A 15,241-nucleotide genomic window follows, 5' to 3' on the forward strand; every position below is an offset into this window, starting at 1 on the left:
GAGGTGCCGAGTGGTGGGGCAAGAGCGTTTTGCTTACTTTTGCGCTTTTCAAAAGTGAGCCGCCGTAAGGGCGGAACCCATAGCAGCCGTTACCACAGAAACGGATATGTACTCGTTCCAATCCAGCATCCCGGCCAGCCCAGAGGCCGCCATCGGGGGCAAGCCCCCTCCCACATTTTGATCTTCACTTGGCTGGTGGTTACTTCTTTTGCTTCGGGATACGTACCAGTTGCGTGTCCGAATAGATGTCATGCCAGCTGCGCTTTTGCTTGTCGAACAGCGACCAGATAAACCCCAGTCCCACGCACAACCACGACGCAATCGACACCACAAAGCGCAACAGCGCCTGCCACAGGCTGATGCGCGTGCCGTCAGCGTTCTGCACGCGTACGCCCCACACCTGCATGCCCAGGGTCTGCCCGGAATGGGTCCAGAACTTGGCGAAAAAACCGAACAGCACAAACAGCAGGATCGTCGACAGCAACGGGTCACCGTCCAGTGCGCCGGACTCGGTGAGTGTGCGCATCTTCGCCTCACCCACGAAGGCGATCCACACCAGCTTGTAGATAAAGGCGGTGACGATCAGCAGGGCGGTGCACAACAGAAAATCATAGAACATCGCTGCCAGGCGGCGGCCCAGGCCAACGGCGGGGAACTCGCCCTGGGGGCGCAACAGGGGCTTGGGCATGGCAGGGCTCTCTGGTGAAAACGTGCAGTTTACGCAATGACGCCCATAAAAAAGCCCCTGATGTCATATCAGGGGCTTTTTGTCGCAGGAAGGATCAGCCTTCTGCTTGTACTTCGTCAGCCTGCAGGCCTTTTTGGCCTTGCACTGACACGAAGGTGACCTTCTGGCCTTCCTTCAGGCTCTTGAAGCCGTTGCCCTGGATAGCGCGGAAATGCACGAACAGATCCGGACCGCTTTCTGGAGTGATAAAACCAAACCCTTTCTCGTCGTTGAACCACTTGACGGTACCGCTCTGACGATCAGCCATTTTCTTCTTTCCTTTGACGCTAAAAATTAATGACAGCCTCTTTCACACGAAAGAGTACTGGGCTGGGTTGCAGGAAAGTAAGAGACGTCGAACGGGTTGTAGCGTTACTACTTCAGCTACTGCCCAGGTCCAGGTTCCAAGCGACCCATGCAAACACAGTGGGCAAACTCTACGCCAACTAATATGGAAAAAACAAGCCCTGCCAGAAAGCCAGGTTTTGCTCGGGCTGATGACAGTTTGGTGAATAAATTCACGCCGGCTTATTCGATAGGCGTGCTCACTTGTTATAGGACAATCCCTATAACAAAGACTATCGCTTGTGCACTGTTATATGGCGGCTGCGTTACAGTTTAGTGCACGTAACGCAGCCGCGTTACTTATGGAAACGATCTATCAGCCACGGAAGTAACGTTGCGGTACAAATGGCATTTTACTTACACGCAATGGCACCTTTTTCCCACGCACCAGCGCAGAAACCTCGGTATCCAGTGCGGTAAAGGCGCTGTCCAGGTAACCCATCGCCAACGGTCCGCCCAGAGAGGGACCAAAGCCACCGCTGCACACGCTGCCAATCACCGCGCCCTCGGCGTCGACGATCTCAGCGCCTTCACGTACCGGAGTGCGCTCCTGGGGCAACAAGCCGACGCGTTTGCGGCTCACGCCGGTTTGCTGCTGGGTGAAGATCCGGTCTGCGCCGGGGAAGCCGCCGGCACGCGCGCCATCGGTACGGCGCGCTTTGGAAATCGCCCACAGCAGGCTGGCTTCGATTGGGGTGGTCTCGGTGTTCATGTCATGCCCGTACAGGCACAGGCCGGCCTCAAGGCGCAGGGAATCGCGCGCACCCAGGCCGATCGCCTGCACTTCGGCTTCGGCCAGCAGGCTGCGGGCCAGGCTCTCGGCATTTTCAGCCGGTACGGAAATTTCGAAACCGTCTTCACCGGTATAGCCGGAGCGGCTGACGTAGCAGTCCACACCCAGCAGGCGCAGGGTGGCGAATTGCATGAACGTCATCTGGGTGACTTGCGGTGCCAGGCGCGCCAGCACCTTTACCGCCGCCGGGCCTTGCAGGGCCAGCAATGCGCGGGCTTCGAACAACGGTTCGATGCTGCACTGGTCGCCGATGTGCTGGCGCAGGTGCGCCAGGTCCTGGTCCTTGCAGGCGGCATTGACCACCAGGAACAGTTCGTCGTTGCCCAGGTTGGCCACCATCAGGTCGTCGAGAATGCCGCCCTGCTCGTTGGTAAACATCGCGTAGCGCTGCATGCCTACCGGCAGGTCGATGATGTCGACCGGCACCAGGGTTTCCAGGGCTTTGGCGGCATTGGCGCCGGTCAGGCGGATCTGGCCCATGTGCGACACATCGAACAGGCCGGCCTGTTCACGGGTGTGCAGGTGCTCTTTCATGACGCCCAGCGGGTATTGCACCGGCATGTCGTAGCCGGCGAAGGGCACCATGCGCGCGCCCAGCTCGAGGTGCAGGGCGTGCAATGGGGTTTTCAACAGGGTTTCGGTGGACATGTTCAGCTCCTGAAACTTATTTTTCGAGGCCGACTGGGTCAAGTGTGGGAGGGAGCAAGCCCCTCCCACATTTTTTGACCCCTTTCAGTCAGGCGGGTTACGCGTAGCTCTCGATCGACGGGCACGCACACACCAGGTTGCGATCGCCAAACACGTTGTCGACCCGGCCCACCGGCGGCCAGTACTTGCCTTCGATCAGCGAGGCTACCGGGTACACCGCCTGTTCACGGCTGTACGGGTGCGTCCACTCGCCCACCAGTTCCGCTGCGGTATGCGGGGCGTTCTTGAGGGGGTTGTCGTCCTTGTCCAGGGTGCCGTTTTCCACGGCGCGAATCTCTTCGCGAATGGCGATCATGGCCTCGCAGAAGCGGTCCAGTTCTTCCCTGGATTCACTTTCGGTCGGTTCGATCATCAAGGTGCCGGCCACCGGGAACGACATGGTCGGCGCATGGAAGCCGAAGTCGATCAGGCGCTTGGCCACGTCGTCCACGCTGATGCCGCTGCTGTCCTTGAGCGGGCGCAGATCGAGGATGCATTCGTGCGCGACCAGGCCGTTGCTGCCGGTGTACAGCACCGGGTAGTGCTCTTCCAGGCGACGGGAGATGTAGTTGGCATTCAGGATCGCCAACTGCGACGCGCGCTTGAGGCCCGCGCCGCCCATCATGCTGATGTACATCCAGGTGATCGGCAAAATGCTTGCGCTGCCGAACGGTGCGGCACACACCGCGCCTTCCTTGCGCGCCATGGCCGCATGGCCTGGCAGGAAGGGCGTGAGGTGCGACTTGACGCCGATCGGGCCAACGCCCGGGCCGCCACCGCCGTGGGGAATGCAGAAGGTTTTGTGCAGGTTCAGGTGGGAGACGTCGCCGCCGAACTTGCCCGGTGCGCACAGGCCCACCATGGCGTTCATGTTGGCACCGTCGATGTACACCTGACCGCCGTTGTCGTGGATGATCGCGCAGATGTCGCGAATGCCTTCCTCGAACACACCGTGGGTGGACGGGTAGGTGATCATCAGCGCAGCGAGGTGTTCGCGGTGCTCGATGGCCTTGGCGCGCAGGTCCTCGATGTCGACGTTGCCTCGTGCGTCGCAGGCGGTGACCACCACGCGCATGCCGGCCATGTTGGCGGTCGCCGGGTTGGTGCCGTGGGCCGACGATGGGATCAGGCAGATGTCGCGACGCGCTTCGCCACGGCTCTGGTGGTAGGCGCGGATCGCCAGGAGGCCGGCGTATTCACCCTGGGAACCGGCGTTCGGTTGCAGGGAAATGGCGTCGTAACCGGTGGCCGCGCAGAGCATGGCCTCCAGTTCGCTGGTCAGTTGCTGATAGCCGGCGCTTTGTGCAGCCGGGGCGAACGGGTGCAGGGCACCGAATTCGGCCCAGGTCACCGGGATCATTTCGCTGGCGGCGTTGAGTTTCATGGTGCACGAACCCAGCGGGATCATGGTTCGGTCCAGCGCCAGGTCCTTGTCGGCCAGTTTGCGCAGGTAGCGCATCAGCTCGGTTTCCGAATGGTAACGGTTGAACACCGGGTGGCTGAGGATCGGCGACTGGCGCAGCAGGGCGCTCGGCAGGGTGCTTTCGGTGGCGGCAAAGGCGGGCAGGGCCTTGCCGTCTGCGAAGAGGCTCCACAGGGCTTCGATATCGGCCTGGGTGGTGGTCTCGTCGATCGACAGGCCAACGCGCTCGTCGTCCACTACACGCAGATTGATGCGCTGGGTGCGCGCCTTGTCGTGCAGGGCGGCAGTGTTTGCGCCGGTGTTGAGGGTGATCGTGTCGAAGAAGTGTTCCTGCTCGACCTTCAGGCCCAGGGCGGTCAGGCCCTTGGCCAGGATCGCGGTCAGTTGGTGAATGCGCTGGGCGATCTGGGTCAGGCCTTCAGGGCCGTGGTAAACGGCGTACATGCTGGCGATGTTGGCCAGCAGCACTTGGGCGGTGCAGATGTTGCTGGTGGCTTTCTCGCGGCGGATATGTTGCTCGCGGGTCTGCATGGCCAGGCGCAGGGCCGGCTTGCCGAAACGGTCCACCGACACACCGACCAGACGGCCCGGCATGTCGCGCTTGAACGCATCCTTGGTGGAGAAGTACGCCGCGTGCGGGCCGCCAAAGCCCAACGGCACGCCGAAGCGTTGCGCGCTGCCGATGGCCACGTCGGCGCCAAACTCGCCCGGCGGGGTCAGCAGGGTCAGGGCCAGCAGGTCGGCGGCCACGGCGACCAGCGCATTGGCGGCGTGGAAGCGCTCGGTCAACTCGCGATAATCGAACACATCACCGTTGCTCGCCGGGTATTGCAGCAGGGCGCCGAAGAATGCGCTGACGTCGCTCAGTTCGCGCTCATCGCCCACTACCACGTCGATGCCCAGCGGCTCGGCGCGGGTGCGCAGAACGTCGAGGGTTTGCGGGTGGCTGTGCACCGAGGCGAAGAACGCGTTGCTGCCTTTGTTCTTGCTCAGGCGCTTGCAGAAGGTCATGGCTTCGGCGGCGGCGGTGGCTTCGTCGAGCAAGGAGGCGTTGGCGATCGGCAGGCCGGTGAGGTCGCTGATCAGGGTCTGGAAGTTCAGCAGCGCTTCCAGGCGGCCCTGGGAAATCTCCGGCTGGTACGGGGTGTAGGCGGTGTACCAGGCCGGGTTTTCCAGGAGGTTACGCAGGATCGGCGACGGCGTATGGCAGTTGTAGTAGCCCTGGCCGATATAAGTCTTGAACAGTTGGTTCTGGCCTGCGATGGCCTTGATCCTGGCCAGGGCCTGGGCTTCGCTCAGGCCGTCTTCCAGGCCGAGCACGCTGGTGCCCTTGATGCTTTCCGGGATCACGCTGGCGCTCAGGGCTTCGAGGGAGTCAAAACCCAGGCTGGCGAGCATGTGCTGCTCGTCTTCCTGGCGCGGGCCGATGTGGCGGGCGATGAATTCGTTGGCGGTGGTCAGATTAACGGTCATGGCGCGCTCCTCAGGCTTCAGCGTTGGCTTTGATCAGGCGGTCGTACGCATCCTGATCCAACAGCTTAGCCACTGCATCGGCGTCGGCTGGTTTAAAGCGGAAGAACCAACCTTCGCCCATCGGGTCTTCGTTGACCAGTTCGGGGCTGCCATCGAGTTTGTCATTCACTTCGAGGACTTCACCGTCCAGAGGCATGTAAACGCCGCTGGCGGCCTTGACCGATTCCACGGTGGACGCTTCGGCGCCCTTGTCGTAGGCCTGCAGCTCAGGCAGTTGCACGAAAACCACATCACCCAGCGCGTTCTGCGCAAAAGCGGTAATGCCCACGGTGACGCTGCCATCGGCTTCGGCGCGCAGCCATTCGTGATCTTCAGTGAAACGCAACTCGCTCATGGAAACTCCTCAGGGCCAGATTCGTCTGGTGGACGGGATTGGGATAATGGGGAGTTGCTTAGCAATATCGCGGCCAAGGTCATTAAAGTGTTACAAAACAATAGGTTATAAAAATGGGTAGTGATGCTGTGGGTTTTGGCTGTAGCGATTTCGCTACAGTTCGGCCTGAGAAAAAAAGACTATGTGGATCAAAGCCTTGCATGGCGCGCGAAAAGCAGGGTTGTAGCGATATCGTTACGCTGTAGCGCTTTCAGTACACAGAATGTCGTTCTCAGACCAAAAATTGGCAATACATTCCAAATGTGGGAGGGGGCTTGCCCCCGATTGCGGTGGATCAGCAATGGATGAGTTGACTGACACAATGCTATCGGGGGCAAGCCCCCTCCCACATGGGTTTGTATTCCACATTTAAATCTGCTGACTTTTGGAGCTAGGGCTTGTTTGGAATGCCGTACTTGCGCAAACGATGGGCAATCGCGGTATGGGAGGTTTGCAGGCGGCTGGCCAGTTGGCGGGTCGAGGGGTAGCTGGTGTAGAGCTTTTCCAGCAGGTCGCGCTCGAAGTGTTCCACCGCTTGTTCCAGGCTGTCGATTTCGCCGTCGCTCTGGCGGGCGACGGACGTGCCGGCGATGTCGAGGTCGCCGATATCCACCAGGCTGCTTTCACAGATGGCGGCGGCGCGGAAGATCACGTTTTGCAACTGGCGCACGTTGCCCGGCCAACGGTTGCCCAGCAGCGCCGGGTAGGTGCCGGGCGCCAGGCGGCAGACGGGGCGCTGGATCTGCGCACAGGCCTGCTGCATGAAGTAGCGCGCCAGCAGCAGGATGTCCTGGCCGCGTGCGCGCAACGGCGGTACTTCAACGTTGAGTACGTTGAGGCGGTAGAACAGGTCTTCGCGAAAGGTGCCTTCGCTGACCATCTTTTCCAGGTCGCGGTGGGTGGCGCTGAGGATGCGCACATTGACCTTCACTTCACGGTCGCCGCCCACTCGGCGAAAGCTGCCGTCGTTGAGAAAGCGCAGCAACTTGGCCTGCAGGTACGGCGACATTTCGCCGATTTCATCGAGGAACACCGTGCCCTGGTTGGCCAACTCCATCAGCCCCGGCTTGCCGCCGCGCTGGGCGCCGGTAAAGGCCCCGGGGGCGTACCCGAACAATTCACTCTCGGCCAGATTCTCCGGCAGTGCGGCACAGTTCAGTGCCAGGAACGGTGCACTGTGACGGGCGCTGATCGCATGGCAGGCACGCGCCACCAGTTCCTTGCCGGTGCCGGTTTCGCCCTGGATCAACAGCGGGGCATCCAGTGCCGCCACGCGTTGCGCGCGCGCCTTCAAGGTGCGGATGACCGGGGATTCGCCCAACAGCGCGTCGAAACCTTCGGCATGGTCGTGGTGCAGCGCCGACAGTTGCTCGCCGATGCGGTTGGGCGGGTAGAGGGTGAGCAGGGCGCCGGCATCGGTGATCGGCGTGGCGTCCAGCAACAGGGTCTGGCCGTTGACGCTGATCTCGCGCAACGGCAGGCGAAAGCCATGTTCCAGCAAGGTGTCCAGCAGCCCTGGGTCGCTGAACAGCTCGGCGATGCTTTCGCCGGCCGGCTCCCGCCCGTAGAGGGCGATCAACGCCGGGTTGGCCAACAGGATCGTGCCCGCGCTGTCCAGGGCCAGCACCGGGTCGGTCATCGCCGCCAGCAGCGCGTCGAGTTGCAGGTGGCGGCGCTGGCCGGGGAGGATGTCGACCACCGTCACCGCCTGCACGCCCTGCACGCTGAACAACGCATCGCGCAGTTCCTCGAGCACCTCGGCGCTCAAGGTCGGTGCGTCGATATAGACGTTGGGCGGCACCATTTCCACCGCATCCAGGTTGAGGTTGCGCCCACCCAGCAGGGCCAGGACTTCCTGGGTGATGCCGACGCGGTCGATGAAGCTGACGTGGATACGCATGGGGCGATTGGCAATTCTGGAGAGCAGAGGCGGCAAGTATGCCTTGGCGCGGGGCACAGGTGAAATCTGACAACTGATGGAGATCAAATGTGGGAGGGGCGGTGCGACGATTCGACTTGCCCCCGATGCGGTGTGTCAGCTACAGACTTGTTGGCTGATTCACCGCTATCGGGGGCAAGCCCCCTCCCACATTTTTGCACGGTGTTGTGTCAGTGCAGTGGGGTTACTCCAAGTGTTCGGGCTTGACCGGGTCGCCGGATTTCACATCCAACTGATGGCGCACATCTTCGAACATCAAGTCGTACTGCTTGTGCATCGACCCGTTCAGCACGGCCATTTTCGGCATGCCGTATTTCTGCGCGATGTTCATCGCATGCCGGGCAAAGTCGAACGCCTGGTCCTTGGGCAGGAAGAACTCTTCCTTGAGGTCCTTGCCCTGCACCGAACCGTGCAGCTTGAACAACATGCCCTTGCCTTCCTTGGGGTCCTGGCTGACTTCGTAATCGATGTGCAGGTTGTAGCTGTAGTCATGCTCGTTGAGCGCGTGACGTTCGACGTGCAAGTGTCCCGGTTCAAAGGTGGCCATAGGCAAATCTCCTCTACTTCACAGATAGGTGATGCCAGGTGTCGCCGTGCTGATGCGGGTGCCGGCGTGGCCCTGGACGATGGCTTCGATGTCCGAGAGTGAACCGATCACCGCGGTTTTGCCAGTCTGGCGGGCGAACTCGCAGGCCGCTTGCACCTTGGGCCCCATGGAGCCGGCGGCGAAGCCGAGTTTTTCCATTTCGTCCGGGTGGGCCTGGCCGATGGCCTTCTGGGTGGGCTTGCCGTAGTCGATAAAGGCGGCGTTGACGTCGGTGGCGATCACCAGCAGGTCGGCGTCCAGTTGCGAAGCCAGCAAGGATGAACACAAGTCTTTATCAATCACGGCTTCAATACCGCGCAGCTTGCCGTCTTCGCCATACATCGTCGGAATGCCGCCGCCGCCGGCGCAGATCACGATGGCGTTTTTTTCCAGCAGCCACTTGATCGGGCGGATTTCAAAGATGCGTTTCGGGCGGGGGCTGGCGACCACACGGCGGTATTTGTCGCCATCCGGGGCAATCGCCCAGCCTTTTTCAGCGGCGAGTTTTTCGGCTTCGGCTTTGGTATACACCGGGCCGATGGGTTTGGTCGGGTTCTGGAAGGCCGGGTCCCTGGCGTCCACTTCAACCTGGGTAAGCAGGGTGGCGAACGGCACTTCGAAGTCCAGCAGGTTGCCCAGCTCCTGTTCGATGATGTAGCCGATCATGCCTTCGGTTTCGGCGCCCAGCACGTCCAGCGGGTAGGGCGAGACGCTGGTGTAGGCCGCTGCCTGCAACGACAGCAGGCCGACTTGCGGGCCATTGCCGTGGGCGATCACCAGCTCGTTGCCGGCGTGGATCTTGGCGATCTGCTCGGTGGCGATGCGGATATTGGCGCGTTGGTTGTCCGCGGTCATGGGTTCACCACGGCGCAGGAGGGCGTTACCGCCCAGGGCTACGACGATGCGCATAGAAAATGTCCTTCTGAAATCCATCGTTGTGAACACTGGTCTAAATGTGGGAGGGGGCTTGCCCCCGATGCGGTGTGTCAGCTACAGATTTGTTGGCTGATCCACCGCCATCGGGGGCAAGTCGAATCGTCGCACCGCCCCTCCCACATTTTTGAGCTCTGTTCCGACAGTGAGAGTTAGATATCCGCCAACGCCGACACCAGAATCGCCTTGATGGTGTGCATGCGGTTTTCCGCCTGCTCAAAGGCAATGTTGGCTGGCGATTCGAAGACTTCCTCGGTCACTTCCACGCCATTGGCCAAGTGCGGATAGCGTGCGGCGATGTCCTTGCCGACCTTGGTTTCGCTGTTGTGGAACGCCGGCAGGCAGTGCATGAACTTCACCCGTGGGTTGCCCGAGGCCTTCATCATCCTGGCGTTGACCTGGTACGGCAGCAGTTGCTCGATACGCTCGTCCCAGGCTTCCACCGGTTCGCCCATGGACACCCAGATATCGGTGTGGATGAAGTCCACGCCCTTGACCGCTTCGGTCGGGTCTTCGGTGATGGTGATGCGTGCGCCGCTTTCTTCAGCGAAGGCCTGGCACTGCTTGATGAAGTCGTCGTGCGGCCACAACGCTTTTGGCGCGCCGATGCGCACGTCCATGCCGAGCTTGGCGCCGATCATCAGCAACGAGTTGCCCATGTTGTAGCGCGCATCCCCGAGGTAGGCGTAGCTGATGTCATGCAGCGGCTTGTCGCTGTGTTCGCGCATGGTCAGGGTGTCGGCGATCATTTGCGTGGGGTGGAATTCGGCGGTGAGGCCGTTGAACACCGGCACGCCGGCGAACTTGGCCAGCTCTTCGACGATTTCCTGGGCAAAGCCACGGTACTCGATGGCGTCGAACATGCGGCCCAGTACGCGGGCGGTGTCCTTCATGCTTTCCTTGTGGCCGATCTGCGACGACACCGGGTCGATGTAGGTGACGTGGGCGCCCTGGTCATGAGCCGCCACTTCGAACGCGCAACGGGTGCGGGTCGAGGTTTTTTCAAAGATCAGCGCGATGTTCTTGCCTTTGAGGTGCGCACGCTCGGTGCCGGTGTACTTGGCGCGCTTGAGGTCGCGGGACAGGTCCAGCAGGTAGTTCAGCTCGCGGGTGGTGTGGTGCATCAGCGACAGCAGGCTGCGGTTGCGCATATTGAAAGCCATGATGAAGTCTCCTTAATAGTCGATAGGGTCGCGGATGATCGGGCAGGTCATGCAGTGGCCGCCGCCACGGCCTCGGCCCAGTTCACCGGCGCTGATGGTGATGACTTCCACCCCGGCCTTGCGCAGCAGGGTATTGGTGTAGGTGTTGCGGTCGTAGCCGATCACCACGCCAGGTTCCACCGCCACCACGTTGTTGCCGTCATCCCACTGCTCGCGTTCGGCGGCGAAGCTGTTGCCGCCGGTCTCGACCACACGCAGTGCCTTGAGGTTGAGCGCTGCGGCGACGGTCTCGAGGAAGTTGGTTTTCTCGCGTTGGATATCGATACCGTGGGGCTTGCTCTCGTCAGGGCGCAGGGTGAAGGGCACGATCTGGTTGACCACTTCGGGGAAGACGGTGACCAGGTCGCGGTCGCAGAAGCTGAACACCGTGTCCAGGTGCATCGCCGCGCGGGATTTGGGCAGGCCGGCGACGATCACCCGTTCTACCGCGTTGTTCTTGAACAGATTGCGCGCCAGTTGGCCGATGGCCTGGTGCGACGAGCGTTCGCCCATGCCGATCAACACCACGCCGTTGCCGATCGGCATCACGTCACCGCCTTCCAGCGTGGCGGCGCCGTGGTCCTGGTCGGGGTCGCCGTACCAGATCTGGAAGTCGGCGTGGGTGAATTCCGGGTGGAATTTATAGATGGCGCTGGCCAGCAAGGTTTCCTGGCGTCGCGCCGGCCAGTACATCGGGTTGAGCGTCACGCCGCCGTAGATCCAGCAGGTGGTGTCGCGGGTGAACTGGGTATTGGGCAGCGGCGGCAGGATGAAACTGGCGTGGCCGAGGAAGTCGCGGAACATCTCGATGGTCCTGCCGCCGAAGCTGCTCGGCAGATCATCGGCCGACACGCCACCGATCAGAAACTCGGTGATCTTGCGCGGCTCCAGGCTGCGCAGCCAGGAACCGACTTCTTCGACCAGGCCCAGGCCAACCGTATTGGCGGTGATCTTGCGCTGCAGAATCCAGTCCAGGGCTTCGGGGATGGCGACGATGTCGGTCAGCAGGTTGTGCATTTCCAGCACATCAATGTCCCGCTCGCGCATCTTGGTGACGAAGTCGAAGTGGTCGCGCTTGGCCTGGGCCACCCAGAGCACGTCATCGAACAGCAGTTCGTCGCAGTTGTTGGGGGTCAGCCGCTGGTGGGCCAGGCCTGGGGAGCACACCATGACTTTACGCAGTTTGCCGGCTTCGGAATGGACGCCGTATTTCACTTTTTCCGTGGTCATTACAGATCCTCCAGTGAACAACAATTACAGGGTCAGGAAGCCGTCGTAGAGCCCATAGGCCGCCACCAGGGCGCCAATGACCACTGCGGTGAAAATCAGCTTCTCGACGTTGGTGAATATCGGTTTGCCCAGTTCACGCTTGGCCTTGGCGAACAGGATCGCGCCGGGGGCGTAGAGCAGGGCCGAAAGCAGCAGGTATTTGGTGCCGCCGGCGTAGAGCAGCCAGATCGCATAGATCAGGGCGAGGGCGCCGATGAACAGGTCTTTGCGCCGCTCCTTGAAGGCGTTCTCGTAGGTTTCGCCGCGTACCGCCAGCAGCAGGGCGTAGGCCGCCGACCACAGGTAGGGCACCAGGATCATCGAGGTGGCGAGGTAGATCAGCGACAGGTAAGTGCTGGCGGAAAACAGCGTGATGATCAGGAACAGTTGCACCATCGCGTTGGTCAGCCACAGGGCGTTGACCGGCACGTGGTTGGCGTTTTCGCGGCGCAGAAACGCCGGCATGGTGTGGTCCCTGGCGGCGGCGAACATGATCTCCGCACACAGCAGCACCCATGAGAGCAACGCGCCCAGCAGGGAAATGATCAAGCCGACGCTGATCAGCACCGCGCCCCAGTGGCCTACCACATGCTCCAGCACGGCGGCCATCGACGGGTTCTGCAGCTTGGCCAGTTCCGGCTGGGTCATGATCCCCAGGGACAGCACGTTCACCAGCATCAGGAACAGCAGCACGGTGATAAAACCGATCACGGTAGCCTTGCCGACGTCGCTGCGTTTTTCCGCCCGGGACGAGAAGATGCTCGCGCCCTCGATACCGATGAACACCCACACGGTGACCAGCATCATGTTGCGCACCTGGTTCATCACGCTGCCCAGGTCAGGGTTTTTCACGCCCCAGATGTCAGCGGTGAAAATGTCCAGCTTGAACGCGAACAGCGCGATCAACACGAACAGCACCAGTGGCACCACCTTGGCGACGGTGGTCACCAGGTTGATGAACGCCGCTTCCTTGATCCCGCGCAGCACCAGGAAATGCACGGCCCACAGCAACACCGACGCGCCAATCACGGCGGCGAGGGTGTTGCCTTCGCCAAAGATCGGGAAAAAGTAACCGAGGGTGCTGAACAGCAGCACGAAGTAACCGACGTTGCCCAGCCAGGCGCTGATCCAGTAACCCCAGGCGGACGAGAACCCCATGTAGTCGCCGAACCCGGCCTTGGCGTAGGCGTAGACACCGCCGTCCAGGTTTGGCTTGCGGTTGGCGAGGGTCTGGAACACGAAGGCGAGGGTCAACATGCCGATGGCGGTAATCACCCAGCCAATCAACACCGCGCCGACGTCGGCACTGGCGGCCATGTTTTGCGGCAATGAGAAGATCCCACCGCCAATCATCGAGCCCACCACGAGTGCAACCAGTGCGCCAAGCCTTAGTTTTCCGGGTGAATCAGACATTGTGTGACTCCAATGCAGGAGAGAGAGATCACAGAATAATTCCGTGGGCTAATCAAATAGCTGACTCAGATCACTTCATTGGCACATTCCATTGTAAATTAATGACTTGGCATGGAAGTTCGTGGGACGATGAAAATCCCGAAGAAGCGCTTTGCAGAGCGCTTCTTGCGTGTTGATTAATCATTTGGTGTGGCGTGGATGTATGACGCTAGTTCGTATTCGCGAATGTGCAAACTTTTTAATGAGGTTTGACGACTGCGTCATGTTGCCCTTATTTAAATTCTAAATACGCCTGAACTTGCTGTGTTTACATGCCTTTATGTTATGAGTGCACTGCATTCATTAATTGAATTGATAGTGTGCCCAAGTGTCTGCTGAGAAAATTATTCGAGGAACTTCAATGTCCCAGCCCGCGCAGAAACTTCGGCTCAGTGCCCTGATCGCCCTGGTGGTGGGTTCGATGATCGGCGGTGGGATCTTTTCCCTGCCGCAGAACATGGCCGCACGCGCTGGCGTGGGCGCTGTGCTGATCGGCTGGGCGATCACCGCGGTCGGCATGCTGACCCTGGCCTTCGTATTCCAGACCCTGGCCAACCGCAAGCCGGAACTGGATTCCGGCGTGTATGCCTACGCCAAGGCCGGGTTTGGCGACTACATGGGGTTTTCGTCCGCCTGGGGTTACTGGATCAGCGCGTGGATGGGCAACGTCGGGTACTTCGTCTTGCTGTTCAGCACACTCGGCTACTTTTTCCCGGTGTTCGGCCAGGGTAATACGCCGCTGGCCATCGGCTGTGCATCGGTGCTGCTGTGGGCCGTGCATTTTCTGGTGATGCGCGGGATCAGGGAGGCGGCGTTCATCAACCAGGTCACCACGGTGGCGAAAATTGTGCCGCTGCTGATGTTTATCGTGATTGCCGCCGTGGCGTTCAAGGCCGACATCTTCAGTCGCGATATCTGGGGCCTGGGCAACCCGCAAATGGGCAGTGTGACGGAGCAGGTGCGCCACATGATGCTGGTCACGGTGTTTGTGTTCATCGGTATTGAAGGCGCCAGCGTCTACTCGGCGCGGGCCGAGAAACGCGCGGACGTGGGCCGGGCCACGGTGATTGGGTTTCTCGGCGTGCTGGCGCTGCTGGTGCTGGTGAATGTGCTGTCCCTGGGGATCATGAGCCAGCCGGAACTGGCGCAATTGCAAAACCCCTCCCTGGCCGGGGTGCTGGAACATATCGTCGGGCCCTGGGGGGCGATATTGATCAGCCTCGGCCTGGCGGTTTCGTTGCTGGGGGCGCTGCTGTCGTGGGCGTTGCTGTGTGCCGAAATCCTCTACGCCACCGCCCGGGACAAGACCATGCCGGCGTTCCTGAAGAAGGAAAATGCCAACCAGGTGCCGGTCAACGCGCTGTGGCTGACCAACGTGATGATCCAGGTTTTCCTGGTCATCACGCTGTTTTCAGCCAGTACCTACACCACCCTGATTTATCTGGCATCGTCGATGATTCTGGTGCCGTACCTGTGGTCGGCGGCCTATGCGGTGCTGTTGAGCGGGCGTGGGGAAACCTACGAAGGCGCCCAGCGTCGACGCATCAAGGACTTGCTGGTGGGCCTGATTGCCCTGGCTTACGCCGTATGGCTTTTATATGCCGGCGGCCTGAAATACCTGCTGCTGTCGGCGCTGTTGTATGCCCCGGGTGTGATTCTGTTCGCCCAGGCCAGGCGCGAGCAGGGCCAGGCCTTGTTCACCTCGGTGGAAAAAGGCATTTTCGGGTGTGTACTGGCAGGCGCCGCAGTGGCGGCCTACGGGCTGTACAGTGGGGTGTTGTCGTTGTGACATGTCGGAAATTGATAGTGGGTGTACTGGCCCCATCGGGGCATAGGTATCTACACAACTCAGCAGCGCCAACCGTAACCACGATGCGAAGCGAGTCGCTCTTGATCTGGCTTTTGATCTTGATCTTAGGCGCCCCGTTAAACCACGCTGGCCGAACGCAGGCTTGAATCCGTGGGTAACCCGGCAGGAC

The 15,241-nt window shown here is 60.8% G+C and carries 12 protein-coding genes; 1 reads left to right on the top strand and 11 read right to left on the bottom strand.

The genetic code is table 11. The annotated features are described in order from the left end of the window. Positions 1-199: 199 nt before the first annotated feature. From BFP89_RS22445 to arcD (BFP89_RS22495), 11 genes are all read right to left on the bottom strand, one after another. On the bottom strand, positions 200-688 hold the full coding sequence (locus tag BFP89_RS22445) for an RDD family protein (protein WP_065887617.1): 489 nt from the start codon (positions 686-688) through the stop codon (positions 200-202). Between the two features lie 94 nt (positions 689-782). Beyond that, positions 783-995 carry a cold-shock protein gene (locus tag BFP89_RS22450; RefSeq protein ID WP_065887618.1) on the bottom strand — a complete coding sequence of 71 codons (213 nt, stop codon included), beginning with the start codon at positions 993-995 and terminating at the stop codon, positions 783-785. 393 nt (positions 996-1,388) lie between these two features. Next, positions 1,389-2,513: a glycine cleavage system aminomethyltransferase GcvT gene (gene gcvT, locus BFP89_RS22455; protein WP_065887619.1), complete on the bottom strand. Its 1,125-nt coding sequence runs from the start codon at positions 2,511-2,513 to the stop codon at positions 1,389-1,391. 97 nt (positions 2,514-2,610) lie between these two features. Continuing rightward, complete coding sequence (gene gcvP, locus BFP89_RS22460; protein ID WP_065887620.1) at positions 2,611-5,448, bottom strand: aminomethyl-transferring glycine dehydrogenase; 2,838 nt, start codon at positions 5,446-5,448, stop codon at positions 2,611-2,613. A 10-nt stretch (positions 5,449-5,458) separates the two neighbouring features. Next, complete coding sequence (gcvH, locus tag BFP89_RS22465; RefSeq protein ID WP_005790845.1) at positions 5,459-5,842, bottom strand: glycine cleavage system protein GcvH; 384 nt, start codon at positions 5,840-5,842, stop codon at positions 5,459-5,461. A gap of 430 nt (positions 5,843-6,272) precedes the next feature. After that, the gene (locus BFP89_RS22470; protein ID WP_065887621.1) at positions 6,273-7,781 is read right to left on the bottom strand and encodes a sigma-54-dependent transcriptional regulator; all 1,509 of its coding nucleotides are present in this window, start codon (positions 7,779-7,781) and stop codon (positions 6,273-6,275) included. Between the two features lie 223 nt (positions 7,782-8,004). Further along, entirely contained in the window at positions 8,005-8,367 is a 363-nt protein-coding gene (locus BFP89_RS22475; RefSeq protein ID WP_065887622.1) for a DUF5064 family protein, read from the bottom strand. Between the two features lie 18 nt (positions 8,368-8,385). Further along, positions 8,386-9,315 carry a carbamate kinase gene (gene arcC, locus BFP89_RS22480; protein WP_065887623.1) on the bottom strand — a complete coding sequence of 310 codons (930 nt, stop codon included), beginning with the start codon at positions 9,313-9,315 and terminating at the stop codon, positions 8,386-8,388. A 176-nt stretch (positions 9,316-9,491) separates the two neighbouring features. Further along, positions 9,492-10,502, bottom strand: a complete 1,011-nt coding sequence (locus BFP89_RS22485) for an ornithine carbamoyltransferase (protein ID WP_065887624.1) — start codon at positions 10,500-10,502, stop codon at positions 9,492-9,494. Positions 10,503-10,514: 12 nt separating this feature from the next. Beyond that, the gene (arcA, locus tag BFP89_RS22490) at positions 10,515-11,771 is read right to left on the bottom strand and encodes an arginine deiminase (protein WP_065887625.1); all 1,257 of its coding nucleotides are present in this window, start codon (positions 11,769-11,771) and stop codon (positions 10,515-10,517) included. 24 nt (positions 11,772-11,795) lie between these two features. Then, a complete protein-coding gene (gene arcD / locus BFP89_RS22495) occupies positions 11,796-13,223 on the bottom strand; it encodes an arginine-ornithine antiporter (RefSeq protein ID WP_065887626.1) in 1,428 nt (475 codons plus the stop codon). Positions 13,224-13,623: 400 nt separating this feature from the next. Between arcD (BFP89_RS22495) and arcD (BFP89_RS22500) the strand changes: the two genes are divergently transcribed. Beyond that, on the top strand, positions 13,624-15,051 hold the full coding sequence (arcD, locus tag BFP89_RS22500; RefSeq protein ID WP_065887627.1) for an arginine-ornithine antiporter: 1,428 nt from the start codon (positions 13,624-13,626) through the stop codon (positions 15,049-15,051). Positions 15,052-15,241: the final 190 nt, after the last annotated feature.

Source organism: Pseudomonas sp. 31 R 17, assembly GCF_900004915.1.
Lineage (GTDB): Bacteria > Pseudomonadota > Gammaproteobacteria > Pseudomonadales > Pseudomonadaceae > Aquipseudomonas > Aquipseudomonas orientalis_A.

What these genes read in the sequence shown, in the direction of transcription:
- BFP89_RS22445 (WP_065887617.1), bottom strand. Translation starts at nt 688, where the DNA reads ATGCCCAAGCCCCTGTTGCGCCCCCAGGGCGAGTTCCCCGCCGTTGGC.
- BFP89_RS22450 (WP_065887618.1), bottom strand. Translation starts at nt 995, where the DNA reads ATGGCTGATCGTCAGAGCGGTACCGTCAAGTGGTTCAACGACGAGAAA.
- gcvT (WP_065887619.1), bottom strand. Translation starts at nt 2,513, where the DNA reads ATGTCCACCGAAACCCTGTTGAAAACCCCATTGCACGCCCTGCACCTC.
- gcvP (WP_065887620.1), bottom strand. Translation starts at nt 5,448, where the DNA reads ATGACCGTTAATCTGACCACCGCCAACGAATTCATCGCCCGCCACATC.
- gcvH (WP_005790845.1), bottom strand. Translation starts at nt 5,842, where the DNA reads ATGAGCGAGTTGCGTTTCACTGAAGATCACGAATGGCTGCGCGCCGAA.
- BFP89_RS22470 (WP_065887621.1), bottom strand. Translation starts at nt 7,781, where the DNA reads ATGCGTATCCACGTCAGCTTCATCGACCGCGTCGGCATCACCCAGGAA.
- BFP89_RS22475 (WP_065887622.1), bottom strand. Translation starts at nt 8,367, where the DNA reads ATGGCCACCTTTGAACCGGGACACTTGCACGTCGAACGTCACGCGCTC.
- arcC (WP_065887623.1), bottom strand. Translation starts at nt 9,315, where the DNA reads ATGCGCATCGTCGTAGCCCTGGGCGGTAACGCCCTCCTGCGCCGTGGT.
- BFP89_RS22485 (WP_065887624.1), bottom strand. Translation starts at nt 10,502, where the DNA reads ATGGCTTTCAATATGCGCAACCGCAGCCTGCTGTCGCTGATGCACCAC.
- arcA (WP_065887625.1), bottom strand. Translation starts at nt 11,771, where the DNA reads ATGACCACGGAAAAAGTGAAATACGGCGTCCATTCCGAAGCCGGCAAA.
- arcD (WP_065887626.1), bottom strand. Translation starts at nt 13,223, where the DNA reads ATGTCTGATTCACCCGGAAAACTAAGGCTTGGCGCACTGGTTGCACTC.
- arcD (WP_065887627.1), top strand. Translation starts at nt 13,624, where the DNA reads ATGTCCCAGCCCGCGCAGAAACTTCGGCTCAGTGCCCTGATCGCCCTG.